Source organism: Natrinema sp. LJW11 (assembly GCF_056135975.1).
The window spans coordinates 198,005-222,202 of record NZ_JBWBDM010000002.1 but is presented as its reverse complement, the minus strand read 5'-3'; the positions used below and the strand labels follow the sequence as shown (position 1 = coordinate 222,202).

Sequence of the window (24,198 nt, the reverse complement as noted above, 5' to 3'; positions counted from 1 at the left end):
CTGTCGATGCGGCCGGGGGTACTAATATGTAAGTCGTCATGCGCGTCTCGCGACGTACTCCGGCGAGTCGGTTCAACGAACGTGACGATTAAGGACGAACGAGACGAAGCACCGATATGGTCATGAAAGAGTCCGAATCCAAACTCGAGGCCGGCGACGCTGCGCCCGACTTCGAGCTCGAGGGCGTCGACGGCGGGACGTACTCGCTCGAGTCGTTCGCCGACGCCGAGGCGCTGTTGCTCGTCTTCACCTGCAACCACTGCCCGTACGCGCAGGCGAAATTCGACCTGCTGAACGAACTGGCTGACGAGTACGACGACGTTTCGGTCGTCGGGATCAACTCTAACGACGCCGAGGAGTACCCCGACGATTCCGTCGAGAAGATGCGGGAGTACGTCGCCGAGGGGAAAGTCGACTACGACGCCTACCTGCGCGACGAGAGCCAAGCGGTCGCCCGCGAGTACGGTGCGGTCTGTACGCCGGACCCGTTCCTGTTCGAACGGACGGACGGAGAGTTTCGGTTGGCCTACCACGGCCGCCTCGACGACGCCCCGAACCCCGACGACGACCCGAGCCGATTCCCGATCCGCGAAGCGATCAACGCCGTGCTGGCGGGCGAGGCCGTCGACCTCGAGTGGCAGCCCTCCCGGGGCTGTTCGATCAAGTGGAAAGACCAGTAAAGAGCACACCCGCTGCTGTTTTCGTCGACTTCGATCGGACGACGGGTCGGTCGGCCCCAGACTTTAGTCGTCGGCTCCTGTGGGGATGGCGTATGACCCACGAACCACGAGGCAACGCGCTCCGCGAAACCCTCGAGGCCGGCGAGGTCGCGCTCGGCGTCCTCGAGAACACGTACAGCCCGACGGTGGTCGAACTCTACGCGGCGCTCGGCGTCGACTTCGTCTGGATCGACCTCGAGCACGGCGGGCCGAGTCCGCGGGACGCGGGCCGGCTTGAGGAACTGCTCCGCGCGGCTGACGTCACCAACACGGAGCTGCTGGTGCGCGTCCCCGATACCGATCCCTCGCTGGTCCGGAAGGCTCTCGACGCCGGCGTCCGGAACGTCTTTCTTCCGCGGGTCGGGAGCGCCGAGGAGCTCGAGGCGGCGGTGCGAGCGGGGCGGTTCGAATACGACGGGGAGCCCGGCCGGCGCGGCATGGCTAACCCGCGTGCGAGTCGCTGGGGCCTGACTGACGACTACGTGAGCGGCGAGGACGAGTCGGCCGTCGTCGGCGTCACGATCGAGACGGAGTCGGCGCTCGACGACCTCGACGACATCCTCGCGGTGCCCGAACTCGGCTTCGTCTTCATCGGCCCGCTCGATCTCTCGGTCTCGCTTGGTCATCCGGGTGAGTTCGATCACCCGGCGGTCGAGGAAGCCGTCGAGACGATCCGGTCGGCGGCCGTCGAGGCGGACGTTCCAGTCGGCGGACTCGGGTTCGACATGGACGACGTCAACGAGAAGGCCCGAAACGGCTATCAGCTACTGAACATCGGGACGACGACCGGCGCGTTGCAGTCGTCCGTCACGGGCTGGCTGGAGGACTACGAGGGAAGCTGATCGGTTTCACCGACGCTCCGTTCCGGCGGAACGTGATCGTGTCACGCCGTCGAAACAGCAGTACGGCGACGGTGTGGTTGCAGCTGCCGGGATGGTCTTCATAACTCCCGACTGAGTATCACCGGCGCCGAATGTTCCGTCTCGTATCGAGCGTCTTCCCGCTCCAATCGCCCCTTCGACCGGATCCGGTTCCGTGGCTACAAGAGACCTATCTGGCGTCGTTCGAGGCGAAACTACTCGCGACGTTCCTCCTCGTCGCGTTGCTCCCGCTCGGGATCGAGGTCGCCGACCGCGTTCGGCTCCTTTTCCGCCGCCGATACGGCAGGCAACTCGCCGAAGCGAGTTCCGTCCTCGTGCTCGCCGGGTTCGTCGTCGCTGCCGTCTACGTCTTCGGCGTCATCTGGCAGGTCACGTATCTCCTCAGGTATACGCTCGAGGCGATGCTGATCGATCGGTGGCTGGCCGCCCGGCAGCTGATCACCGCCGCAGTGATCGTCACCGCCTATCTCGTAGTGCGGTTCGTCAACCGCTCGATCGATAAGCTGTCCCAGACGAAGGCGATCACGAGACATCAGAGCGAAGTCGCCTATCACGTCGTCGACATCGGAATCGTCGCCTTCGCCGGAACCGTGTTGCTCACCCTCTGGGGAATCGATCTCACGAACATCTTCCTCGGTGCGGGCGCAATCACGGCGGTCGTCGCACTGACGGCTCGAGAGACGTTGACGGCCATGATCGCCGGGTTCATCCTGCTCTTCTCGCGCCCGTTCGCCGTCGGCGACTGGATCGAGGTCAACGAGACCACCGGGATCGTCACCGACGTCACCATCTTCACGACCCAGATACAGACGTTCGGCGACAAGCACGTCCTCGTTCCCAACGACAAGGTGACCAGCAGTCCGCTGACGAACTACTCGAAGAACGATCAGCTCCGGGTCGACGTCGACGTCGGTATCGATTACGACGCCAGCGTCGAGCGCGCCCGCTCCACCATCGTCGAAGGGGTCGAAGACCTCGAGGAGATCAAGAACGCACCCAACCCGCAGGTGATCGCCAAACGGTTCGACGACTCGTCAGTGGTCGTCGAGTGCCGCGTCTGGATCGGCGGTCCGACGATGCGTCGCAAACTCGACGCCCAGACGGCGGTGATCGAGGCGATCATCGACGCCTTCGACCGCGAGGGAATCACGATCCCCTATCCACAGCGGGTCCACGACACTCGCGACGAGCAGGGGTTCCGGGTGAGCGGTCCGAATCCCGACGAAACCGAACTCGAAACGGTCTCCGACTGAGACGGATCGCTGTAACGATGTACCGGCGCAATTCCGGAGTGGCCGGGGTGCGCCGGCAATGACTTCCAAGAGTCCGCACGAGAGCGCCGATACCGCCGCGTTCGACGGAAAGACTATCGCTGGACGGCCCGCCGGTACTGGACCGGCCACGCCGCCGCGGCGTCGTCCGGATCGCGCTCGAGGTCGCCGGCCGCGCGGAGTCCGAAGTACGGATCGCGCAGGAACTCCCGACCCGCGAACACGAGATCGGCCCGGCCGTTACGGACCAGCGCGTCGGCCTGTTCGGGTTCGGTGACGCCGCCGACCGCGCCGACGGCGACGTCGGCTCCCTCTCGGACCCGCTCGGCCAGCGGGACCTGAAAGTTCGGTCCGCCCGAAATCGCCTGGTCGGTGTGGATCCCGCCCGAACTGACGTCGACCAGATCGACGCCCAGCCCGGCGAGCGCGTCCGCCAGCCGCACCGACTGCTCGACATCCCACGACTCGCGGTCGTCGAGCCAGTCCGTCCCGGAGATGCGGACGAAGATCGGCTTGCCGTCGGGCCAGACGTCGCGGACGGCGGCGACGACCTCGCGGACCAGCCGCGTGCGGTTCTCGAAGCCGCCGCCGTAGTCGTCCTCGCGGCGGTTCGTCACCGGCGAGAGGAATTCGTGGAGCAGGTAGCCGTGGGCCGCGTGGATCTCGGCGATCTCGAAGCCGGCCTCGAGCGAGCGCTCGGCCGCTTCGCGGTAGGCGTCGATCACGCCCTCGATGTCCTCCCCATCGGCCCGTCGCATCGCCGGTCGATCGCCGTCGAACGGCGGGTAGGCGTCCGGTGACGGCGACAGGACCTCCCAGCCCGACGCGCCGGTCGGATCCGTCTCGTCCGGCGCGATCGGCACGTTGCCGTCCCAGGGCCGCGTTTTACTCGCCTTGTGACCCGCGTGGGCGAGTTGTATCCCCGGCACGCCGCCCTGGTCGCGGACGAACTCGGCGATCGGCTCGAGCGCGGCGGCGTGCTCGTCGCTCCAGATTCCGAGGTCGTGGGGCGTGATCCGACCGGCGGGATCGACGGCCGTCGCTTCGGTCATGACGATGCCGGCACCGCCTACCGCCCGGCTCCCGAGGTGGACGCGGTGCCACTCCGTCGGCAATCCGTCCGCCTCACAGGAGTACTGGCACATCGGGGAGACGGCGATCCGATTCGGGGATTCCACGTCGCGTAAGGGCAACGAAGAGAGCAAGTCAGTCATCGGTCGGTGTACCCACGCCGGCGAGAAAACAGCCGTGGAGGGAGCGGGGATTGCCGCCTCGAGCGAGGGCGGGGTCGAGGATCCTCCCGCAAGCGAGGGTGACTCTCGCCGTCGCCCGACGGAGTCCCACGGCCACTTATTCCGCCGGCGGTTCCAGTACGGATATGACCACCAACGGCCTCGTGCTGGATCGATTCGATGCCGACCGCCCCGTCATCGGGATGGTTCACCTCCCGGCACTCCCCGGTGCACCGGGGTTCGACGGCGACCGAGAGGCCGTTCGAACCCGCGCGCTCGAGGACGCCCGCCGGCTCGAGGCGGGCGGAATCGACGGTCTCATCCTCGAGAACTTCGGCGACGCGCCGTTCTATCCGGATTCCGTGCCACGGCACGTCGTGGCCGAACTGACCGCTATCGCGACGGCCCTGACAGACGCCGTCGACGTACCCGTCGGGATCAACGTGTTGCGAAATGACGCCACCGCAGCGGTTTCGATCGCCGCGGCCGCCGACGCCGATTTCGTCCGCGTAAACGTCCACGTCGGCTCCGCCGCGACCGATCAGGGGATTCTCGAGGGCCGCGCTCACGAGACGCTCCGGCTTCGCGACCGACTCGAGACCGACGTGGCGGTCATCGCGGACGTCCACGTCAAACACGCGACGCCGATCGGCGAATCGGATATCGGACGCGCAGCGCTCGAGACGGTCGAACGCGGGAACGCCGACGGCGTCATCGTCTCCGGTTCCGGAACGGGTGCCGAAACGCCGCTCGCGGCCGTCGAGCGCGTCGCCGGCGCACTCGCTGATGCGGGCCACGATCGGGACCCGGTGTTCGTCGGCAGTGGGGTAACGAGCGAGACGGTGGACGACTGCATCGAAGCGGGTGCAGACGGCATCATCGTCGGCACCGCTCTCAAGGAGGGCGGCGAGACGACCGCCCCCGTTTCCGGCGAGCGCGTCGCGGAGCTCGTGGCGGCCGCTCGAGCGGCGGGCTCGACCGATTGATCACCCATCGCAGCGGATACCCGACCGACGGAATGCGCTCTCAGCGCATTCGATCCCGGTCGTCCTCGATCCCTACGGGCCCGCGCTCACAGGCTCGTGAACATGTGATAGACGATCCAGAACAACAGGAACCAGACGACCGTCCGAAAGACCAGCTTGCTGTATACGTTTTTGACCGGTACACTGTCGTAGAACCGCCGTTCGGTCGCGAAGAGTCGCTCGAGGAGACCCCCTCGTTCGCCGTTCATGACGATGCCGCCGCTCGCCCGATTCGCCGAACTGCCGTCGTGAGCGGGTTCCAGCGCGTATTCGGGCCCGAAAGCGTCGTGGAAACAGTCCGGAGCGCTTCGATATCGTCTCTTCGGGCGGCCGTCCGTCGAACCGTCATGCTCCTGGGTACCGATGCGCCACGTAAAAATGTGCTGTCGAAACCCGGGGTCGCTGTGCCGGGAGCGCTCGCAACGGGAACGTTCCAACGACGGATCGGTCACAGTGCCGACCGACGACCGCTGGACGGCCGACTCACGACGGGCGGACGATCGGTGCGAATCGATTCCGTCGTGTCCGGACCGGAAGCTTCGATTCGTCACGAAAGACCGCGCCGTCGAGGGCCGTTACGAGAGCAGTATCGCCGGATACAACACTCCCATCAGGTGAACGCGCCGCGCCCGCAGCCGAACCGGCACCATGCCGATCGCGGCCGCCGCGACGAAGATCGCGACGCCGACCGGACCGGCGAACAGAAACGAGAGCCCCACGAGAAGGGCGAGGACGGTGATCGAGACCGCCCAGTACGGCAGGCGACCGATCGCCTCGAGGTACGCGTCCCCAACCACGATCACGAGGACGAAACCGACCAGCCCCGCGAGGATGACGGCCGCGAGCAGAATCGGTATCTCGAGCGGGGCGTTCGTTCGGTCGAAGGCCACAAGCACCCCGGTCCGGGGCTGGCCGATGGCGACGAGCGCGAAGAGCGCGAAGATCGTGTTCGCGGTGTCGACGCCGCTCGTCGCGACGATATAGCCGCGGTCGCTGGCTCCGTCCGGAACGACGACGAGGACCGCGACGGCGGCGATCGCCGCCGTGATGCCCGGAAGATAGCCGACCGCGGCGCCCGCGAGCGTGCCCGCGATCGCCGTGAGTCCGACGAGTCCCCGCGACATCGCGATCCCGTCGCTCTCCTGAGGAGGGATACCGCTCCCGCGAACCGCGTCGATCAACACCGGCGCGCCGAAGAGGCCGGCGAACAGCGGTGCGAGCGTGCCGCCCGCCTCGAGCGGGGCCGCCGGCGAGAGATCCAGCGTGAGCGCGCCGAGCCCGGCTGCCAGCGCGAGCGAGAGCAGCCCGCCGAAACGGCTCCGCCACGTCGGTTCCGACGCGATCAGGGCGACCGCTATCATCGCCAACAGTAGCGGCAACTGCGCCCGTACCGTCGGGTAGACGGCCGTTACGCCCCGGGTCACGGGGACGGCCAGGGGTACCGCAGCGAGTACGGCGAGGACGCTGCCGAGCGCCGAGAGTCGGATCGCCTCGTAGCCGCGTCCCTCGAGAACCATTCGGTGGCCGGGCAGTGCAGTGACGGCCATCTCCGCGTCGGGGACGCCCAGCGCCATCGCTGGGACGGCGTTCAGGAAGGTGTGGACGACGCCGGCGGCGAGCATCGCACAGCCGACGAACAGCGGCGGACCGGGAACGGACGGTGCGATTCCGGCTAACAGGAACGCGAAGTTATTGGCGTGCAGGCCGGGAACGAGCCCGCTGCAACTCCCCAGTAGCGAACCGGCGAGGACCCACGCGAGAAGCTGGAGGGTCAGCGCCGGCTCGGTGACGATCTCGACTGGGGCGGCCATCGCGGACTCTGGCCGCGGCATCGTTTATATGCTCTCGGACCGGGGCTGCCGCTCGAGCAGGGGTGTTCCTCGCACCGAGACGGCGCGGCGTCGCCACTCCCCTTCGAGCCGAAAGAAAAATCGGGATTGCAACTCGTCGAAGCCGGAATCGACGTGCGCGTTATCCGAAGAGTTCGCCGAGACCCTCGCCGTCGGCCTCGTCGTCCTCGTCGTCGTCGTCCGTCGTGTCCGGCACGTCGCTGGTCTCTTCGGCTTCCTCGTCGGCCTCGTCGTCGCCTTCGTCGGCAGCGGCCTCGCCACCCGCGGCGCCGCCTGCGGCGGCTCCACCGGCGGGGACGGCGGCAGCCTCGGAGACTGCCTCGTCGATGTCGACGTCCTCGAGCGCGGCGACGAGCGCCTTGACACGGGACTCCTCGACGTCGACGCCGGCAGCGTCGAGCACGTTCGTCAGGTTGTCTTCGTTGATCTCTTCGCCCGATTCGTTCAGGATGAGTGCAGCGTATACGTATTCCATTGTTGGATCCTCTGTTAGTGGTCGTTATCCGAACATCTCGCCGAGACCGGCCGCGCCGTCACCGTCGTCTTCGTCGTCATCGTCGGTGTCGGCGTCCTCGGTCTCGGTCTCGTCTTCGGTCTGGTCGTCTGCCGATTCGTCTTCGTCGTCGGCTGCCGCCGGTTCGGCGGCCGCCGCGACGTCCTGAAGCTCGTCAGGAAGCGCCTCCTCGTCGTCGATCTGGGCCGCGATCGCACGCAGCTGTGCGTCGGCCTTGCTGACGAGGTCGGGCATGAGAGCTTCGTCCTCGATGGCGGCCTGCAGGCCGAGGCTCTTGGCCTCGCCCGTGGCCTTGGCGATGAGCGTCGGTGCCGTCGTCGCGGTCGGGAAGCTCGCGTTGAGCGAGAGGTTCCGAGCGCGGGCGGCGGCCGTCGACACGTCGCTCCGGTAGGCGTCGACGTCGATGTCGAGGTCTTCCGGATTGAAGAGCACGCCGTCGGCGACGACGGCACGGAGGTCGAGCCCGACTTCCTTGGGCTCGATACCGAGCTCGTTGAGGACGTTCGTCAGGTCCGCGGAGACGGTTCCGCCGGCCTCGAGGACCGTCGAGTCCTCCATGACCTGGATCGATCCCTCTTCGATGCGCGCGTTGGCGCCGACACCCTGAAGCTCGCCGACGAACGGCCCCGGATCGACACCGGTGTCCCCTTCGGGGATCACGATGTCGTTCGGGGCGACTTCGCCCTCGTTGATCGGTGCGGGCGTCTTGGACGCCTCGAGCTCCTTGTAAAGCGAGAACGGGTTCTCGTCGGTCCCGACGATACCCACCTGTCCCTCGATGTGCTCGACGAGGTCGCCGAGTCCGGCGTCCTCGAGCGCACGCGTCTGCAGGGTGTTGCGGCTGACGCGCAACACGGCGGTCCCGTGCAGGTCGCGACGCATGTCCTGGAGCTGCTTCGAGGGAATGCCGGCGATGCCGACGACGCCGACGCTCTCGTACTCGTCGATGATCTGTGCGAGCTCGTCGACTTCCTCTTTCTTCCACTGGGGAAGGTTCTCGGTTTTGCGTTCAGCCTGTGCGCTCATTCTAGGCCACCTCCACGGACGGACCCATCGTCGTCTTCACGTAGACGGCGTCGATGTTCTGGGGCCCCTTCTCGAGGTCGGCGTGCAGTCGGCGCAGGATGACGTCGATGTTGTCGCCGATATCTTCGGCATCCATATCTTCGGCGCCGACGAGCGTGTGGAACGTTCGTCGGTCGCCGGAGCGAAGCTGCACGGTACTTTTGAGCCGGTTGACTGTTTCGACGACGTCGTCGTCGGGCGCGAGCGGGTCCGGCATCTTCCCTCGGGGACCGAGAATGGTACCCAGGTGCCGGGCGATGTCTTGCATCATCGACTCTTCGGCGATGAAGAAGTCCGTCTCGTCGGCCATGTCCTTGGCTTCGTCGTCGTCCAGATCGGCCACGTCGTCCCCCGAGAGGACCTCGTCCGCCGCCTCTTCGGCGCGGACTGCGGTCTCACCCTCGGCGATGACGACGATGCGGGTTTCCTGGCCGGTTCCGGACGGCAGGACGATTGACTCGTCAACGCGGTTCGACGGTTCGTTCAGGTCTAAGTCGCGCAGATTGATCGCGAGGTCTACCGTCTCGGTAAAGTTCCGGTCCGGCGAGTCCTCGAGTGCGCGGGCTACTGCTGTTTGAATATCCGAATCTGCCATCGTTCACCTCCGTAGTACGCAGGGTCTGCTCCTACGGGTCAGTGAAACAGGCGATGCCTGTCTCCCTTGAACCAAGTGCCATCCCGGACTTAAACCCGTCGAACTGCGCGTACGCCCGAGTACCGGCCGAACGCGGTGGTCGCGTTTCTCTCACTCGCCTCTCATCGGTCGCGAGTAGTAGTTGTTTCTCACACGCTCGTCGACGCCCCCGTCACTACCGATCTTCAGTATGTATTCGTATAGAGAAAGTCATGACAACCGAAAGCTCTAATAGACGATATATCGTATTTGGTCCCTATGCGGCCATTAGACTTATATACGATGGTTGGGTCGCCGGCCCTTGATTCGGTCATCACGGTGTCGGGGCACGGGGGGACTCTCGAGGCGTATCGATCGATGGAGCCGATCGTTCGGGTGGGCGTCCAGTTCGCCGGGACGATGCTCGTCGCGATGGTGGTGCTCGGAATGCTCCAGAATTTCGGCGCGTGCTCAGTAACGAAATCACGGCGCAGCCCGATCATCTCCTGGTGTTTCGGCCTGCCGAGCCTGCTCGTCGTCGCCGGCCTGGCGAGCACGGGATATCTTCTCACGGATACGAGCGTCGGGATCTTCTTCGGGATTCCGATGGTGATTCTCGGCGCGACGGTCCTGCCGGTGGTGACGGCGATCGGGTTGACCGCGATCGGCCGGACAGTGGGCTCGCAGTTCGGTGCCGATCGGCTGTGGATCGGTGCTCTCCTCGGCGCACTCCTCTGCGGGGTCGCCGGTCTCTCGCTTCCGGCGACAGTCGTTCTCGCCGGCCTCGCGGGCGCGCTCGGACTCGGTGCGAGCGTTCGCGTCCTGTTCGGCGGCGTCGGGACGGCGCGACCGGACGACCGAACCGTTCCACCCGCGAACAAAATCTGACGCTCTCGGCTCTCGACCGCTGCTGGTCTCGACTCTCTCTCGTGGACGAATCGGCCGCGATCCCGATCAGTTGCGTCTCGACGCGGATTCCTCGCTCATCACGGGCCAGCCACGGGTCGTTGATTCGCTCTTCGACGACCGCAGTCAGCACTCGAGAGACGACTCGCTCCACCGTCGCTACTGACAGTCGCGAAAACGAAGATTCGATTTCGGCTCGCGGATTACGCTTCCGCGCCGTCCAGAAGCACGTCGTCGTACTCGCCGTTGTCGACGAGTTCCTTGAACTCGCGGGCGTCGTTGCCCTCGATGGTGACGCCCATCGAAGCGCAGGTGCCGACGACTTCCTTCGCGGCGTTGATCGTGTCGTAAGCGAGCAGGTCGGGGTGTTTCTGCTCGGCGATCGTCTTGACCTGTTCGACGGAGAGGTCCGCGACGAAATCCTTCTGGGGCTCGCCGCTGCCGGTCTCGAAACCGGCCTCGTCCTTGACGAGCGCCGCCGTCGGCGGGACGCCGACGTCGATTTCAAAGGAGCCGTCGTCGTCGTAGTCGACGGTGACGGGGACTTCGGTACCGTCGAACGCTTCGGTCTGATCGTTGATCTCCTGTACGACGGCCTGCACGTCGACGGGGGTCGGTCCGAGCTCGGGACCGAGCGGCGGGCCGGGGTTGGCCTGACCGCCCGGAACGAGCACTTCGATGGTTCCAGCCATACCCGTCACAACCCGTGCGCGAGTTTTAAGGGTTGCTAATTCGGGTAGTCATCGCCTGTGAGCGACTGACGTGCGACCGGTCGACTGGCCCTCGAGCGTCATTCGACGCTCTCCGCTCGCCACGTCGCGAACGACTCGAGGACGTCGTCCTCGTCGAATCGCTCGAGACAAGGCACGTCGTGAGGATGTAGATCGCGGACGCGTGCGACGAGATCGTCGTACGCTTCGTCGGTCGTCTTCGCGAGGAGAATCGCCTCGTCGTCGCGGTGGATCTCGTCCTCCCACCGATACGTCGAGCTCGTCGACAGTCGATTCACGCAGGCGGCGAGTCGCTCGTCGACCAGCGTCTCGGCGATGTCGCCGGCCGCCTCCGGCGGCGCCGTGATGTAGACGGTTGGCATGGATGAAGCGACGCTCGAGACGGGGAAAAGGGTGCTGTCACGGTGCGGGGAACGACCGTTCACCGCGTCCGGGTTGCCCGCGTCTCGTGGCGACCGGGTGTCAGGTTCGCTCAGCTATCCGGGCCGTCGACCGGATTGAACGTGCCGTTGATGTCCCATTCGTGAATGCAGTGTGGATTGCCGACCTGTTTCTCGCCGTCTTCGCGCGCGAGTTGCCACGCCTCGAGGTTTTCGTCCCATACTTCGCCGCGATCACACTCTTCGCAGACTCTCGCGGTCGGTTTTCGTACCTGTGCGCTCATTACCCAACCGTGAGAACTCGACACATATAACGGTATTCGTGTACGGCAAGTGCTGCCCCGCCGATCGGGCGCGATATCGAGTCTGAAAACCGGGGGTCCCGCTCTTGTACCGACCCTCGAGCGGTGGTCGACCGCTCGCACGGACTGCTGTCAGTCAGTTGCGGCGCGACCGCAACCGGCCCGCGATCGCGCCGGTACATCGGGACAGCAGACCGTCTCAGTAGACGGCGTCTTCGATCTCCTGACGGAGGTCGTCGAACTCGGCGAGGTAGTCGCGACGCTCGGCGCGCAGGTCCGCGAGCGCGTCCTCGTAGTCGTCGACGTGGTCGGGCACGTAGTAGTCCTCGATGTCGAGCCCCGGGACCGAGTCGGGGATCGTCAGGTCCGTTCGCTCGTCGTCGGTCCACTCGATGGTGCCGCGAGCGGCCTCGGTGAGGATCGTCACGGACTCGGTGACGCCGATATCCTTCGATTGCTCGCCGAGATAGCCCGTGTTGATGACGTAACAGTCGATATCGAGAATGCTGATCAGCTCGTGGAAGATGTTCCCCTCTTCGCCTTCCGAGCCGATGATGAAGGGGTTCGTTCCGACGACGCGAATCGACTCGCCGGCGCGCGCCGGGTCGCCCGCGCTGGTTTCGATCGACTCGCCGAGCATGAACGCGACGGCGGCCTGTTCCTCGTCGAGTTTGGCCACCGGCGGCATCAGCGGGTTTCGGGTGATGAAAAAGAGCTGGTCCATCCGGTCGAGATCGATCTCGTCGGCGGCGCTCTCGAGTTCGTCGCGCTGGACGGTCGCTCGCGAGTTAGCGGTGTACCGGTCCTCGTCGAAGTGGACGGTGCCGTCGTCGTCGACCGCGACGTTCTCGAGGATCGCCGACTCGGCGGTTGCGGCCTCGTAGAGTTCGGGTTGCTCGTCCTCGTCGAGGCCGATCGTTTTGATGAACAGTCCCTGCCCCTCGCTGCCGGCGACGGTGCCGTCGGAGAGGAGGCCACAGACGTCGTCCTGCAGCATAGCGGTTCCCTCCGGTTCCTCGAGCCAGCAGCCGTGGGAGGTCAGCGTGGACTTCCCGGTCGCGGAGAGGCCCATGAAGAGTTGCCCGACGGTCTGCAGGTCGCCGTCGTCGTCGCGGACGCGGGCGCGCTTGCTGCCCGCGTGGAGTCCGAGACCACCCTGCTGTTTGAGACGGTACATGAACAGCCGGAGGAACGACTTCTTGGCTTCACCGATATAGTCCGTACCGAGGACGGTCGTCACGCCGGTGTCGGGCAGGACTCGGATCTCGGTTTCGTCGTAGTCGGGCAGGTGGACGGTGTAGAGGTCGGGATCCCGTCCGTCGGACGGATCGAACAGGGACGCCCACGCGTAGGCGATCCGAGCGTGCTCGACGGGGACGAAGAGGCGACAACAGAAGGTCGCGTCCGGGTGGCGTCCCATCAGTCGATCGACGCAGAGCATCTCGCGCTCGCTCGCGATATCGATCGCGTCATCGACGAGTTCGTGATCGCGATCGCTGAACTCGTCGTCGACGGTGTTCTTCGTCCGATCCGCACTCCGCGAGCGGACCTCGCTGACGTACGACGCCGACCCGAACTCGGTCGTCGTTTCGTCTGGTTCGGCGAGTTCGCGGAGTTCCTCCAGCGACGGATTGTACCGGACGTTCGACGCTGTGGTCGGATCCGGAAGCTGACGGACCAGTGGACGGGACTCCGTCCCGGTTTCAGACATACACGTAATCCACCACCATCCTGATAGTTAAACGTGAGGATTTCTATCGTTGTGTGCTACGGACCCTCCAGGAACGAGGTGACACATGCTGTCTGTGACCCCGTAACGGACGGGAATACCCGATTTCGAACCCCCCACCAAACGACCCGTGTGCAGGAGGGTCACAAGTATTCAGATGTGAGATAATTCTCGGGGGTATCTCTCGAAGCACCCGATTTTCACAATTGGTACTGCGGGGGAAACGTCCAATAGGGTGGTTCGAGTCGTCGGGGGCATGCAGTACGGTCTCGACATCGGACCGGGGGCGATCCGGGTCGCCACCGACGCCGGCGACGGCCCGACGATCGAATCGATCCCGCCGATCGTAATGCCGGTCGACGACGCGACGCTCGAGGAGGCCGGGCTTTCGGGGGCCGGCAGCACCGTTCAGGCGGACGGAACGACGTACGCGGTCGGCGCTGCCGCTCGAGCGGTCGCCGATGCCGATGTCGGGGCCGCAAACGGAGAACCGGAGTCGCTGTTCGCGAGCGGCGTCCTTACGACGGAGACTGCGGTGGACGCGCCGACCGCTCTGGACGCGCTCCTCGACGGCGTGATAGGCGATGCGACGGACGGCCGACTCTGTTACGCGACGCCGGGTTCGCTCGCCGACGCGGCGGTATCGACCGACGCACACCGCGAGGCCGTCGAGGCAGCGCTGGCAGGGCGCGGGGTCGACGCGACACCGATCAGCAAGGGCTTCGCCGTCGTCTACGATCAGCTCGCGGCAGACAACTACACCGGGCTCGGAATCTGTCTCGAGTCCCAGACGACGAGCGCAGCGTTGGCGTACTACGGCGTTCCGGCGATGGCCGTGACGATCGCGAACGGACGCGAGTGGATCGTCGAGCGGGCGGCCGGTGAGACCGGGCACGCGCCGGCACAGGTCGCCGGCGTGCTCGAGGAGTTCACCCTCGATCCCGACGCGGCGGCGGGCGGGATCGAGAGCGCGCTCGCGGGAGCCTACGACGCGCTCGTCGCCGAACTGATCGACGCGATCCGAGCGGAAGCCGACGAGACCGACGTCCAACAGGGGCTTTCCGTTCCCATCGCGATCGGGGGCGACGGGACGATCGAGGGCGTCGAGTTCCTCGTCGGCGGTCGGTTCGACGCGGCGGCACTGCCGTTCTCCGTTCGGGGCGTTCGACTCGCTGACGATCCCGCCGAGAGCGCCGCTAGGGGTGCACTCGCCGCCGCTCGAGACGAGGTCGCGGCCGACGATACGGTCACCCGTTCTGCGTCACCCACAAACGGCGACGGGGCTGACGGGGTCCCGAACACCGCCGACGTGACCGCGGGTACCGAGGGAACCAATCGGACCGAACTCGCGTTCGACGAGGCCGCAGCCGGCGACGCGGCCGCCGATCGCGAGGACGACGCAATCGACCAGCTGTTCGACCGGCTCGCGAACCGCGACGACGAGGTCCGGTCCGTCCGCGAACGTCTCGAGGCGCTGTCCGAGGACCTCGAGTCCGTCGAGGAACGGACGGTCGCCGCCGACGAGGTGGACGAATTCGACGAGCGCCTCGTCGATCTGGCGGGCGACCTCGACGCCGTCACCGACCGGACGGCGACGATCGAAGCGGCGCTCGAGGAGGTGCGGACGGACCTGGAAGAATTCGAGGCGACCGCCGCGACCGAGTCGGCCCTCGAGACCGTCGAGGGAACCGCCTCGCAACTGAGCGACGACGTCGACGACCTCGAGGCGGGCATCGAGCGAACCGGGACGCGAATCGACGGGATCGCCGGCAGGCTCGAGGAACTAACGACGCGTCTCGACGACGTTTCGGGCCGCCTCGAGCGGCGTTCCGACCGAACCGACGCGCGCTTCGACGCGGTCGAGGCGACGATCGACGAGGAGATCGAGCGCCTCGAGACGACGGTTCGCGATCTCGATCAGACGATTTCGACGGCGACTGCGCAACTGAACGATCTCGAGACGCGCGCGGCCGGGACGGAGGCGGTCGACGGCCTCGCGGCGGACCTCGAGACCGTCGACGGACGGATCGACGGCGTTCGGGCGACGCTTGCGGGAGAGATCGAGATCCTCGACGACGACCTCGACTCGATCGTGGAGCGGGTCGACGACCTCGATGCCGGCGCGAACGAAACTGCCGTCACCGGATTCGAGGACGACGTGTCAGCCATCGCCGACCGCCTCGAGTCGCTCCGGACGGACCACGACGACCTCGTCCGAACCGTCGAGTCCAGTCCGGACGACTCCGCGGTGCAAGCGCTCGAGGAGGTGCGGACCCTCGACTCCGATCTTGACACCCTCGACGAGCGGGTGGCCGCGATCGCCGAGCGACACGCGAGTCTCGAGGAACGGATCGAAGCGATGGGGAGACGGATCGGAGAGATCGAATCCACCGGCGATCGAGACGACGAGATCGATGCGCTCCGGACGGAACTCGAGGTCGTTCGCGGTGAGGCGATCGCGACGCCGACGCTCCCGCTATCGATTATCGCCGGTGGCGGGGGAGCGGGCATCGTCGCCGGTAGCGTCGCTGCCCTCGCCGGAAACGGTGCGGTCGGGGCTGGGGTCGCCCTCGTCGGGCTCGTCCTGATCGGCGTCGCGGTGGGAATCGCCCGCTAACGGGTAGTGCGGTGGTCCGAACCGCTGACGCGGCGTCGCGGGGATCGGAAAAGGGAACCACTCCGACGGCATCGCTCGAGGGAGCAGACGTCGTACTGGTCGCACGGAACTCGGCTACTCGCGGACTAACTCGACGTTTCGCATCTCGCCGCCGCACTGCTGGCAGGTGCTGAGGAGTGCGTCACCGACCGTTTCCCGTCGGCCGCAGTGAATGCACACGTACTCCCGTTGCTCCTCGAGTGTCATGTGGTAACATACACATCGGGTTAAGTTAACTCTTTCCGTGCTAAAAGACCCATATATCGAGGTCGGCGACCTGACCGCGATCGCTGCCGCTCGTCGCGGTACGTGGGGCAGACTCAACGGAAACGATTCGAACCGATGAGCGTTGTACCATTGTCATTATATGCCATACTAATTGTAATAGATCCTAACGGACGAGACTTATATGATAGTTCCTGATAGACCCCGGTACCGATGACTGCCACTACGTCGACAGACTGGAGCGACCCGATCACCTGTCCGTTCTGCGGAGACGAGCTCGCGTCGCCCGGTGCCGGATTCATCGATCACATTCACGATAACGCCGAATGTGAGAACGGATTCGAACACTGGCGGGAGAACATCGCCGGCGATCTCGCGGGCGAATGGACCGGATGAGGCGATAGTCGATCAGCCGACGTTCGAGTCGGTTCGTTTTCCTCGCCTTCTCGATCCGACTACACTCTGATGAGTGCTCTACTTCCGTTTCCGTCCCGCGTTCCGGCCTCGACAACACAACGCGGAAATCCGGTCGGCCCGGAGCGGTCGTATGGGCTATCACACGTTTCCGGTCGATCGCGCGGACGCGCTCGAGGATCCCGGTCGGTATCGGTACTGTTCCCGCGAGGAGCTATTGGCGATGCTCGAGCCGTCGGCCGACGGCGTCGTAGCCGATCTCGGCTCCGGGACGGGTTTTTACGCGGACGACGTCGCACCGTTCGTCGACACCCTGTACGCCGTCGACGTCCAGTCGGCGATGCACGACCGCTACCGCGAGAAGGGGGTCCCCGAGGCCGTCGAATTCGTCACGGCCGGCGTGTCGTCGCTGCCGTTCGACGACGATCACCTCGACGGTGCGTACTCGACGATGACCCACCACGAGTACGCGCCCACGACGGTCGACGGCGCGGATACCGAGAGCGACGATCGCGGGTCGCTCGAGGAACTCGCACGGGTGATCCGTCCCGGCGGCCGACTGGTGACTGTCGACTGGTCGGCCGACGGAGACCCGGAGATCGGCCCGCCCCTCGAGGAGCGATTCGGACTCGACGAGGCGACGACCCAGCTCGCCGCTGCCGGCTTCGACATCGAGCTGGCCCGTGACCGACCGGCGACGATCGCGATCGTCGCAACCCGATAGGGGCGATATTACTGGACAATTGTTCAATAATTAATCGGGTTTGAAGATCTTGTGCCGCCTGAATTCGCCTAATATTGTACCAACACAACGTTCTTTTGTGGTACGGTGTCACACCCCACTATGGTGTACGAAGACCCGTACTCGCCGGACCGATCGCACTACGAGTGTCTGCGCTGTGGCCACCGAGAGACGACCGACTCGCTCGAATCCTGTCCGAACTGCGACGGCACCGTCCGCAATATCGCAGTGCCGCGGGAGTAGCACCGGTCCGACGGGCAACTCGCCGGTACGACTGTGTTCGAGGGTTTTCGGCACCAGTTCCGGGAGCGCGTGGTGAGTCGAAGCCCGCGAGTTCGATCAGTCGAAGTCGGGCAGATCCTCGGGCGGCTCGTATTCGGCCTCCCAGTCGACGTACTCCTCTTTGAGGATGACCGAAACGATCTGGCCGAACTCGGTGAGTTCGGCGTTGATCGAGGAGACCGTCCCCCAGGTATCGAGGTCTGGATGGTACTCACGGGCCTGCCAGTCCTCCGGAATGCCGGGCGCGTGATAGCCGACTCGATCGGCGAAGTCGTCCCAGAAGAAATCGAAACCCGCGAAGAGGTCGAGATCGCGAGCGATCCCGTACTCCCGCTCCTCGAGATCGGTGTCCGCGCGCCACTCGTCGAACGCTTCCGTCCAGGCCCCGTCCTCGAGAAACGCCTGTAGCTCCTCGCGACGGTAGTCGATCTCCTCGGCCCCGTCGGCGCTCACGGTCGCGTCCTCGTACTCGTTCGGGTCGACGAACTCCAGTTCCGGCGGCTCGGGGGGTTCGACCTCGAGTGTCATACGCGGTCGTTGGTCGGGTTACCGGATAAGAATTCCCACCTTGCGGTCGATCGGGGACGGCCGGTCGTCCTCGTGAGATGATGAGACGACGCGCTCGAGCGACGGCTGCAGCCCTGCTCGGCTCGTCACTCCCAGGTGTAGCCGAACTCCGATCCGTTGCGAAGGATGTAGTCGTTTTCCAGCACTTCGCTTACCGTCCGACCGAGCGAATCTAACTCCTCTTCGATATCCTCGACGTCGTCTTCGTCGAGTCCGTTGTGGGCCGCATCGTCCGGAACCGCCGGTGCGCGATAGCCAACGTCTTCCGCGGACTGATTCCAGTAGAAGTCGAACTCCTCGATCAGTCCGAGCTCGAGGACGGTCCGAAACTCGTCCTCGGCCATGTAGGTGTCCGCGGCCCACTCGTCGAAGGCGTCCGCCCAGGCGCCCGCTTCCAGAAAGTCGGCCAGGTCTTCGCGGCGAGCGTCGTCACCCGTTCGTTCCTCGGGTTCGTCGACGGCGTCGTAGTCGCCCGGGTCCTGCGGTCCACTGAGCGTCGGCGGGTCGGGGATCTCGACATCGAGTGTCATATCAGCCCGTTCGGTCGGCAGCGGTATGGGCTTTCCCGTCGAGCAGTCAGCTTCGTCCGTCGTATCGGTACTCGGCGACCAGGTGTCGACTCGTCGGCTCTGGGCCCCACGGTTCGGTGACGCGCACCCCTATCCAAACACTCAATCGCCGGCCGACCGTACGGGCGGACGATGACAGCATACGAGGCGGCGATCCTCGACGTCGACGGGACGATCGTTCGGGGCGAGGAGTTGCTCCCCGGTGCGACCGACGGTTTGCGCGCACTCGAGGCTGCGGGCTGTTCGCGCCTCCTCTTCTCGAACAACCCGACGCGCGGGGCCGACCACTACGGCGAGCAGCTCGCCCCGCACGGAATCGACGTCGATCCGGCCACCGTTCTCACCTCCGCGACCGTCTCGGCGGAGTACCTCGCGGCGACCCACTCCGGCCAGCGGGTCTACCTCGTGGGCAGCGAACGACTCGAGGCGATCCTCGACGACGCGGCCGTCGAACTGACGGCCGATCCCGACGCGGCCGAGGTCGTGCTGGGATCGTTCGACAAGGACTTCTCGTACGGAACGCTCTGGGAATCGTTGCGGGCGCTCGAGGGGGACGTTCCCTTCTACGGCACCGATCCCGACGCGACGATTCCGATCGACGAGGGGGAGATCCCGGGCTCGGGCGCGATGCTCGCCGCGATGGAAGCCGTCGCCGGCCGCGAACCGGACGCGATCCTGGGAAAACCGTCATCCATCGCGGCCGCGACGGCCATGAACCGGCTGGACGCCGATCCCACGAAGACCCTGGTCGTCGGCGATCGGCTCGACACCGATATCGCACTCGGGAATCGTGCCGGCATGGAAACCGCCCTCGTCCTCACCGGCGTCACCGATCGCACAGCCCTCGCCGCGGCCGACGTCGAACCCGACCACGTCCTCGAGTCACTGGCCGCGGTCGACACGCTCCTTTGAGATCGACTTCGTCTGCTATCGCCGCCGCTGACGGCCACTGCACACCTGCTCGCACGATACCGTTTCGATCAGCGAGTATCCCATTTCAGCGGTTACCAGAGGGACTGCTCGTCGGATCGACCGCCTCGCCGCACATTCAAGAGACATATTTATCCGTCATAGTCACCATAGAGAACATATGAGAGAACGTATAACGGCAGTGTTGCTTCGCGCACGGTACGCAGCGATCGGCGCGGCAGTCGGTGCGGCGATCGGTGGACTGTTCAGTCGAAACGCCGCGAGTACCGGCGGTGCGATCGGCGGCCTCGTCGGTGCCACGGTCGCGGAAACGCGCGGAACCCTCGAGGGCGTCCTCGACGAGGTCAAAGAGCGCGACCCGCGATCCGAACCGGTCGACGCCGAGTAGTTCGTTTTCGAGTCGTACGGCGATTCGGTGTGGCAGTCGTTCCGCCATCGAAAACCGCGTCTCGCCCTATCCCACTCGACTGAGCGTTCTGAGCGGTATCTTCATAGGGGTCGATCATCAGACACAAACCGTGATTCAGTCGATCGACGGTCGACCCACCGATAGCGAGCGGTCCATCCGCTCGCCTCTCGGTGGTCGGGAGATTCTCCTCGCCCTCGCCGGGATCTACATCGCATCTGCCGTTTCCCACCCCTTCATCGTGGAGACGGCTCGGGGAATCGACCTGGTAATCCTGATCTTGGTCGGCGGCCCGGGTGCCGTCCTTCTTTACGGAGGGTATCGACTGCCGCGAACCGACATCCGACCCGACGTGTTCGCCGTCGTCGCAAAGTGGTGTGTCGGCGGTATCGGGGTAATGCTCGCGCTGCTCGGCCTTATCGCGCTGGCCGCCGGACTTCGGGACCCGCTCCAGAATCTACTGATCCTCACCGCGATCGGGAGCGTCGCCGGGTTCGCCGCCGGGATCCACGACGCCCGCGCTAAATCGCGGGAGCTCGAGTTGGAGGAGACGATCGAACAACTCCAGACGGCGAACGAACGCTTGGAGCAGTTCGCCTATGCTGCCTCCCACGATCTGCAGGAACCCCTCCGAATGGTCTCGAGCTACCTGACGCTTGTCGATCGCCGGTACGGAGACGAACTCGACGAGGAGGGGCGGGAGTTCATCGACTTCGCGGTCGACGGGGCGGATCGCATGCGGGCGATGGTCGATAGTCTCCTCGAGTACTCTCGCGTCTCCACGCACGGCAGACCGCTCGAGCCGACGAACGTCGATGCGATTCTCGACGGCGTGCTCGAGGATCTTCAGCTCCGAATCGCCGAGACCGACGCGGCGATCACCGCCGACGATCTGCCGACGGTCACCGGCGACGGGGACCAGCTCGCACGGGTGTTCCGAAACCTGCTCTCGAACGCCCTCGAGTACAGCGGGGACGATCCGCCGACGGTACACGTCGGCGTCGAACGGACGGACGACGGCTGGCGCTTCTCGGTCGCCGACGAGGGCGTCGGGATCGACCCCGAGTACCACGAGCGAATCTTCGACGTGTTCGAGACGCTCTCGGCCAGCGATAATGTGCGGGCGTCCAGCGCAGGCGGGATCGGGCTCGCGCTGTGCGAGCGGATCGTCGAGCGCCACGGCGGCGAGATATGGGTCGAATCCGACGCCGGCGATGGAGCCACCTTCTATTTCACGATTCCAACGGCCGATACTCGGCAGCCGGCGTCCGACGCACCGTCCCAGCAGCGGGTCTCGGATGCCGATGCCAGTCCGAGCGCTCGATAAAGGGGACCGATGTGTCGCTCAGTCTGATCAACCGATGTGCGGTGGCGCGCGCTGTCGGCCGACCGAGTGCTAGCGAGGGGGCCGACGATACTGCGCGAGGTCTTCGTGAGTCTTGCGAACGAAGGCTTGGAAGGCGCGAAGCGTCTTCCAGTGGACGAGTAAGGGAGCGCAGCGACCGAACGAATCGGCTGGGGAGGGCGCGGCGACTCCCTGTTGCCACGATAGCAGGAGACTTCTTTTTCAACTACTCCCTCCAGAACACACCGTTCCATTCACACCCTGCACCGATCAAACCGGACGCGCCGTTGAGAGCACGCTCTTCGACCGTTTCCGCCGCAACCCGCGTTCTTCGAATCGACCGTTCGTCCCGACGGGGTCGCGATTGCGGGCCGCAGCGACAGTCGCCGCCGTGCGCGAGCGGTGGGTTCCCGATGACAGCCGACCGTTACGGCGGCCGCTCGAGCGAGAACCGGTCGTTCGTCCGCGCGTAGAGACTGCTTGCGAGCCGGCCGACTGCGTCGATCTCCCCCACGTCGATCTTTCCGTCGGTGGTGACCGATTCCGTGAGGTGGACGTGGCGAACCTCGCCGAGGACGAGCGTCGAGCCGCCGACGTCGACGAGGTCGTGGAGGGTACACTCGAAGGCCACCCTCGCATCGGCAACCCGCGGTGGATCGACCGCCGTCGAGTCGGCCCGTTCGAGGGCGGCGTGATCGAACTCGCTCTCGCCGGCTGGCAGCGTGGCGCTGGTTTCGTTCATGGCCGCGGCGAGGTCCTCGGTCACGAGGTTGACCACGAACTCGCCGGTGTCGCGGGCGTTCCGCGGGGTGTCCTTGAGTCCCTCGGCGCCGTCGACCGGTGCGAATAGCAGGATGGGCGGGTCGACCGACGCGACGGTAAAGAAGCTGTACGGCGCGAGATTGTCGACGCCGTCCTCGCTCCGGGTGCTGACCCACGCGATCGGTCGCGGGACGACCGCACTCGAGAGGATTCGGTAGAGGGGGCCGGCGGTTTCGTCGACGTCGATCTCGAGGGCGTCGGTCCCATCACCGACGCTCGATTCGTCGTCCGTCATCGCGGTTCCTCCGGCGATCGATCTTCGGTCGGCGTCGTAGGTGTCCTCCCGCAATCTACTAACACGATGTTATCCGGTTCGGAACCGAACTACTAAAACGGTTCGAGACGTAGCCGTGACCAGATACCACCGATGTCATCCCCGCAAACGAAATCCCGCGAGAAACACGACGACGCCTGCCCCGTCATCGCCTCCCTCGAGCAGATCGGCTCACAGTGGCGGCTGGCGGTGCTCCACGAACTGCTCGACGGCGAACAGCGCTTCAACGAACTCAAGCGTTCGACCGGCGCGAACGCGCGAACGCTCTCGCGCGTGCTCGACGACCTCGGCGAGATGGGCTTCGTCGAGCGGCGTCTCGAGGAAGACGCCCCCGTGGCCACCTACTACAGCCTCACCGACAAGGGCGAGTCCCTGGAGCCCGTGTTCGGCGAAATCGAGTGCTGGGCCGGCTCGTGGCTCGAAGACGGCGAACTCGAGGCGGAGTAGTCGAACACGTTCCCGCCGAGAAACGGAACGACGCGGACGAGTAGCCGCCGAAAAGACGTTTTCCGGACGCGAGTCGATCAGTCGTCGGTCTCGAGTTCGACCAATTCGAGGGGGCGGTCGAGGTGACAGACGTCGTGGGGCGGCTCGCCGATGATCTCTCGAATGCGATACTCCTCGTCGAATTCGACGCCGTCGGGTTCGCAGTACTCGTGGCTCGGACAGGCGACGTAGGGGCAGGGACCGGGGAGGCTCGTCTTGCTGCCGGCGAACGCTCCCTTGGACGTGATGTTCGCGCGCGTCGATGCGGGTTCGACCTCGACGGCGCGAACGCCGCCGTCGTGCATGGCGCACTCGAGCGTCTGGGCGTTCTCGCGGATATCGGTGACGCGGTACTTCGTACCGTGCTCGAGATTGAGACACTGACTGCGGTAGGGACAGCCGGCGCAGCCGTCGGCTTCGCCCTCATAGACGAACTCGGTTCCCGGTTCGGCCAGCCGGGAGCCGACGAGTGTAACGGTCGACATACCCACGCGTAGTTGCCACTGGCGGTTAAGCGTCACGTCCCGGCGGTCGGTCCGCGGTATCACGGCGAGGGGATCGACCGGAGTGTCGCGGCGAGAGATTCGAACTCGAGAGCGTTCAGTCCGCGCTATCGCCGCCGATGAGGTCGTCGAGGCGGTCGAAGTACTCCTCGCGAGGGACCTGATAGAGCGATCGGTAATCGATTTCGCCGTCGTCGAACCGGCGGGCGAGTGCGGTAGTCCGTTCGAGGGCCGCCTCCCGGGTCGGAAACCGCAACGTCTCGCCCGAGACGTCCGGCTCGAGATAGAGGGTGACGAACCAGTCCGCGGAGTCGGCGGTGTCGGCGGGGTTGACGCCGGGGCGGCGGGTCCGCTTGCCGTGGGTGAGATACAGCGTCGGCAGACAGGGTGCCGGGAAGTCCGCGCCGTTGAAGACGTCCGGTCGGTACGCGAGGACGAGCCGGCCGTCTTCCCCCTGGCTCCAGACGGTCCAGCCGTCTGGAAGCTGCGAGCGGTCGACTCCACCGTCCGTCCCCGAACCCGACATGGGAGTCGGTAGGACTGCCGGCCCTATAGTAGCCACCGAATCGGTAAGCGCCCACCCCGTCGAGACCCGCGTGACAAACCGGCGGTGGAAGAGCGCGCGCGAGCAAACGTGGACGTTGCAGGCCGGTGATTTATCCGGTCGACTGCCGAATGTGTGGTGTGATACCGACCACCAATATAGACTTCTGGCAGTATTTACCTGCAATAAACTTCTGATAAATACCTTTTGGGGCT

General features: G+C 65.5%; 29 protein-coding genes. 13 read left to right on the top strand and 16 right to left on the bottom strand.

The annotated features are described in order from the left end of the window. The first annotated feature begins 116 nt into the window (after positions 1-116). The 3 genes from AC0QDI_RS05705 to AC0QDI_RS05695 all read left to right on the top strand — a co-directional run bounded on the left by AC0QDI_RS05705 (position 117) and on the right by AC0QDI_RS05695 (position 2,853). Positions 117-680, top strand: coding sequence for a thioredoxin family protein (locus tag AC0QDI_RS05705; protein WP_474666114.1), 564 nt, complete (start codon positions 117-119; stop codon positions 678-680). Between the two features lie 92 nt (positions 681-772). Beyond that, positions 773-1,561, top strand: a complete 789-nt coding sequence (locus AC0QDI_RS05700) for an HpcH/HpaI aldolase family protein (protein ID WP_474666112.1) — start codon at positions 773-775, stop codon at positions 1,559-1,561. Positions 1,562-1,692: 131 nt separating this feature from the next. After that, positions 1,693-2,853 (top strand): mechanosensitive ion channel domain-containing protein, encoded by a 1,161-nt coding sequence (locus AC0QDI_RS05695; protein WP_474666110.1) that lies wholly within the window; start codon positions 1,693-1,695, stop codon positions 2,851-2,853. 113 nt (positions 2,854-2,966) lie between these two features. Here the strand turns inward: AC0QDI_RS05695 and AC0QDI_RS05690 are convergent, their stop codons facing one another. After that, positions 2,967-4,085, bottom strand: coding sequence for an NADH:flavin oxidoreductase/NADH oxidase (locus tag AC0QDI_RS05690; protein ID WP_474666108.1), 1,119 nt, complete (start codon positions 4,083-4,085; stop codon positions 2,967-2,969). A gap of 164 nt (positions 4,086-4,249) precedes the next feature. On the opposite strand from AC0QDI_RS05690, the gene AC0QDI_RS05685 reads away from it, so the two are divergent. After that, positions 4,250-5,089 carry a BtpA/SgcQ family protein gene (locus AC0QDI_RS05685; protein ID WP_474666106.1) on the top strand — a complete coding sequence of 280 codons (840 nt, stop codon included), beginning with the start codon at positions 4,250-4,252 and terminating at the stop codon, positions 5,087-5,089. Between the two features lie 86 nt (positions 5,090-5,175). Here AC0QDI_RS05685 and AC0QDI_RS05680 read toward each other — a convergent pair whose 3' ends face one another. From AC0QDI_RS05680 to AC0QDI_RS05660, 5 genes are all read right to left on the bottom strand, one after another. After that, positions 5,176-5,337, bottom strand: a complete 162-nt coding sequence (locus AC0QDI_RS05680; protein WP_474666104.1) for a hypothetical protein — start codon at positions 5,335-5,337, stop codon at positions 5,176-5,178. Between the two features lie 366 nt (positions 5,338-5,703). Next, entirely contained in the window at positions 5,704-6,939 is a 1,236-nt protein-coding gene (locus AC0QDI_RS05675) for a tripartite tricarboxylate transporter permease (RefSeq protein WP_474666102.1), read from the bottom strand. 160 nt (positions 6,940-7,099) lie between these two features. Continuing rightward, positions 7,100-7,453 (bottom strand): 50S ribosomal protein P1, encoded by a 354-nt coding sequence (gene rpl12p / locus AC0QDI_RS05670; protein WP_474666100.1) that lies wholly within the window; start codon positions 7,451-7,453, stop codon positions 7,100-7,102. Between the two features lie 24 nt (positions 7,454-7,477). Further along, on the bottom strand, positions 7,478-8,518 hold the full coding sequence (locus AC0QDI_RS05665) for a 50S ribosomal protein L10 (protein ID WP_474666098.1): 1,041 nt from the start codon (positions 8,516-8,518) through the stop codon (positions 7,478-7,480). Between the two features lies 1 nt (position 8,519). Next, positions 8,520-9,152, bottom strand: coding sequence for a 50S ribosomal protein L1 (locus tag AC0QDI_RS05660; protein ID WP_474666096.1), 633 nt, complete (start codon positions 9,150-9,152; stop codon positions 8,520-8,522). 321 nt (positions 9,153-9,473) lie between these two features. Between AC0QDI_RS05660 and AC0QDI_RS05655 the strand changes: the two genes are divergently transcribed. Next, entirely contained in the window at positions 9,474-10,058 is a 585-nt protein-coding gene (locus AC0QDI_RS05655; RefSeq protein WP_474666094.1) for a hypothetical protein, read from the top strand. A gap of 221 nt (positions 10,059-10,279) precedes the next feature. Here the strand turns inward: AC0QDI_RS05655 and AC0QDI_RS05650 are convergent, their stop codons facing one another. From AC0QDI_RS05650 to AC0QDI_RS05635, 4 genes are all read right to left on the bottom strand, one after another. Then, positions 10,280-10,768: a 50S ribosomal protein L11 gene (locus tag AC0QDI_RS05650; protein ID WP_474666092.1), complete on the bottom strand. Its 489-nt coding sequence runs from the start codon at positions 10,766-10,768 to the stop codon at positions 10,280-10,282. Between the two features lie 98 nt (positions 10,769-10,866). After that, entirely contained in the window at positions 10,867-11,169 is a 303-nt protein-coding gene (cutA, locus tag AC0QDI_RS05645) for a divalent-cation tolerance protein CutA (RefSeq protein ID WP_474666090.1), read from the bottom strand. 110 nt (positions 11,170-11,279) lie between these two features. Continuing rightward, entirely contained in the window at positions 11,280-11,471 is a 192-nt protein-coding gene (locus AC0QDI_RS05640) for an HEWD family protein (protein ID WP_474666088.1), read from the bottom strand. Between the two features lie 217 nt (positions 11,472-11,688). Then, complete coding sequence (locus tag AC0QDI_RS05635; protein ID WP_474666086.1) at positions 11,689-13,200, bottom strand: phosphoenolpyruvate carboxykinase (ATP); 1,512 nt, start codon at positions 13,198-13,200, stop codon at positions 11,689-11,691. Positions 13,201-13,474: 274 nt separating this feature from the next. Between AC0QDI_RS05635 and AC0QDI_RS05630 the strand changes: the two genes are divergently transcribed. Beyond that, positions 13,475-15,835 carry a disk-shape morphogenesis protein volactin gene (locus AC0QDI_RS05630; RefSeq protein WP_474666084.1) on the top strand — a complete coding sequence of 787 codons (2,361 nt, stop codon included), beginning with the start codon at positions 13,475-13,477 and terminating at the stop codon, positions 15,833-15,835. Positions 15,836-15,949: 114 nt separating this feature from the next. Here the strand turns inward: AC0QDI_RS05630 and AC0QDI_RS05625 are convergent, their stop codons facing one another. Then, positions 15,950-16,081: a rubrerythrin-like domain-containing protein gene (locus AC0QDI_RS05625; protein WP_474666083.1), complete on the bottom strand. Its 132-nt coding sequence runs from the start codon at positions 16,079-16,081 to the stop codon at positions 15,950-15,952. A gap of 231 nt (positions 16,082-16,312) precedes the next feature. On the opposite strand from AC0QDI_RS05625, the gene AC0QDI_RS05620 reads away from it, so the two are divergent. The 3 genes from AC0QDI_RS05620 (at position 16,313) to AC0QDI_RS05610 (ending at position 17,498) form a co-directional block, all read left to right on the top strand. Continuing rightward, positions 16,313-16,495 carry a DUF7501 family protein gene (locus AC0QDI_RS05620; protein ID WP_474666081.1) on the top strand — a complete coding sequence of 61 codons (183 nt, stop codon included), beginning with the start codon at positions 16,313-16,315 and terminating at the stop codon, positions 16,493-16,495. 151 nt (positions 16,496-16,646) lie between these two features. Beyond that, on the top strand, positions 16,647-17,237 hold the full coding sequence (locus tag AC0QDI_RS05615) for a class I SAM-dependent methyltransferase (RefSeq protein WP_474666079.1): 591 nt from the start codon (positions 16,647-16,649) through the stop codon (positions 17,235-17,237). 120 nt (positions 17,238-17,357) lie between these two features. Next, a complete protein-coding gene (locus AC0QDI_RS05610; RefSeq protein WP_474666077.1) occupies positions 17,358-17,498 on the top strand; it encodes a rubrerythrin-like domain-containing protein in 141 nt (46 codons plus the stop codon). A gap of 96 nt (positions 17,499-17,594) precedes the next feature. Here AC0QDI_RS05610 and AC0QDI_RS05605 read toward each other — a convergent pair whose 3' ends face one another. After that, the gene (locus AC0QDI_RS05605; protein WP_474666075.1) at positions 17,595-18,065 is read right to left on the bottom strand and encodes a DUF7992 family protein; all 471 of its coding nucleotides are present in this window, start codon (positions 18,063-18,065) and stop codon (positions 17,595-17,597) included. Positions 18,066-18,190: 125 nt separating this feature from the next. Next, positions 18,191-18,634 carry a DUF7992 family protein gene (locus tag AC0QDI_RS05600; protein WP_474666073.1) on the bottom strand — a complete coding sequence of 148 codons (444 nt, stop codon included), beginning with the start codon at positions 18,632-18,634 and terminating at the stop codon, positions 18,191-18,193. Between the two features lie 171 nt (positions 18,635-18,805). On the opposite strand from AC0QDI_RS05600, the gene AC0QDI_RS05595 reads away from it, so the two are divergent. The 3 genes from AC0QDI_RS05595 to AC0QDI_RS05585 all read left to right on the top strand — a co-directional run bounded on the left by AC0QDI_RS05595 (position 18,806) and on the right by AC0QDI_RS05585 (position 21,336). Next, the gene (locus AC0QDI_RS05595) at positions 18,806-19,585 is read left to right on the top strand and encodes an HAD-IIA family hydrolase (protein WP_474666071.1); all 780 of its coding nucleotides are present in this window, start codon (positions 18,806-18,808) and stop codon (positions 19,583-19,585) included. A gap of 178 nt (positions 19,586-19,763) precedes the next feature. Continuing rightward, complete coding sequence (locus AC0QDI_RS05590) at positions 19,764-19,991, top strand: hypothetical protein (protein ID WP_474666069.1); 228 nt, start codon at positions 19,764-19,766, stop codon at positions 19,989-19,991. Between the two features lie 130 nt (positions 19,992-20,121). After that, on the top strand, positions 20,122-21,336 hold the full coding sequence (locus tag AC0QDI_RS05585) for a sensor histidine kinase (protein ID WP_474666067.1): 1,215 nt from the start codon (positions 20,122-20,124) through the stop codon (positions 21,334-21,336). Between the two features lie 445 nt (positions 21,337-21,781). Here the strand turns inward: AC0QDI_RS05585 and AC0QDI_RS05580 are convergent, their stop codons facing one another. Continuing rightward, positions 21,782-22,411 (bottom strand): flavin reductase family protein, encoded by a 630-nt coding sequence (locus AC0QDI_RS05580; RefSeq protein WP_474666065.1) that lies wholly within the window; start codon positions 22,409-22,411, stop codon positions 21,782-21,784. A gap of 132 nt (positions 22,412-22,543) precedes the next feature. Here AC0QDI_RS05580 and AC0QDI_RS05575 point away from each other — a divergent pair, with 132 nt between their 5' ends. After that, on the top strand, positions 22,544-22,897 hold the full coding sequence (locus AC0QDI_RS05575) for a winged helix-turn-helix transcriptional regulator (protein WP_474666063.1): 354 nt from the start codon (positions 22,544-22,546) through the stop codon (positions 22,895-22,897). A gap of 77 nt (positions 22,898-22,974) precedes the next feature. Here AC0QDI_RS05575 and AC0QDI_RS05570 read toward each other — a convergent pair whose 3' ends face one another. Then, positions 22,975-23,421 (bottom strand): UPF0179 family protein, encoded by a 447-nt coding sequence (locus AC0QDI_RS05570; RefSeq protein WP_474666061.1) that lies wholly within the window; start codon positions 23,419-23,421, stop codon positions 22,975-22,977. Positions 23,422-23,536: 115 nt separating this feature from the next. Next, complete coding sequence (locus AC0QDI_RS05565) at positions 23,537-23,965, bottom strand: DUF5820 family protein (protein WP_474666059.1); 429 nt, start codon at positions 23,963-23,965, stop codon at positions 23,537-23,539. Positions 23,966-24,198 lie beyond the last annotated feature (233 nt).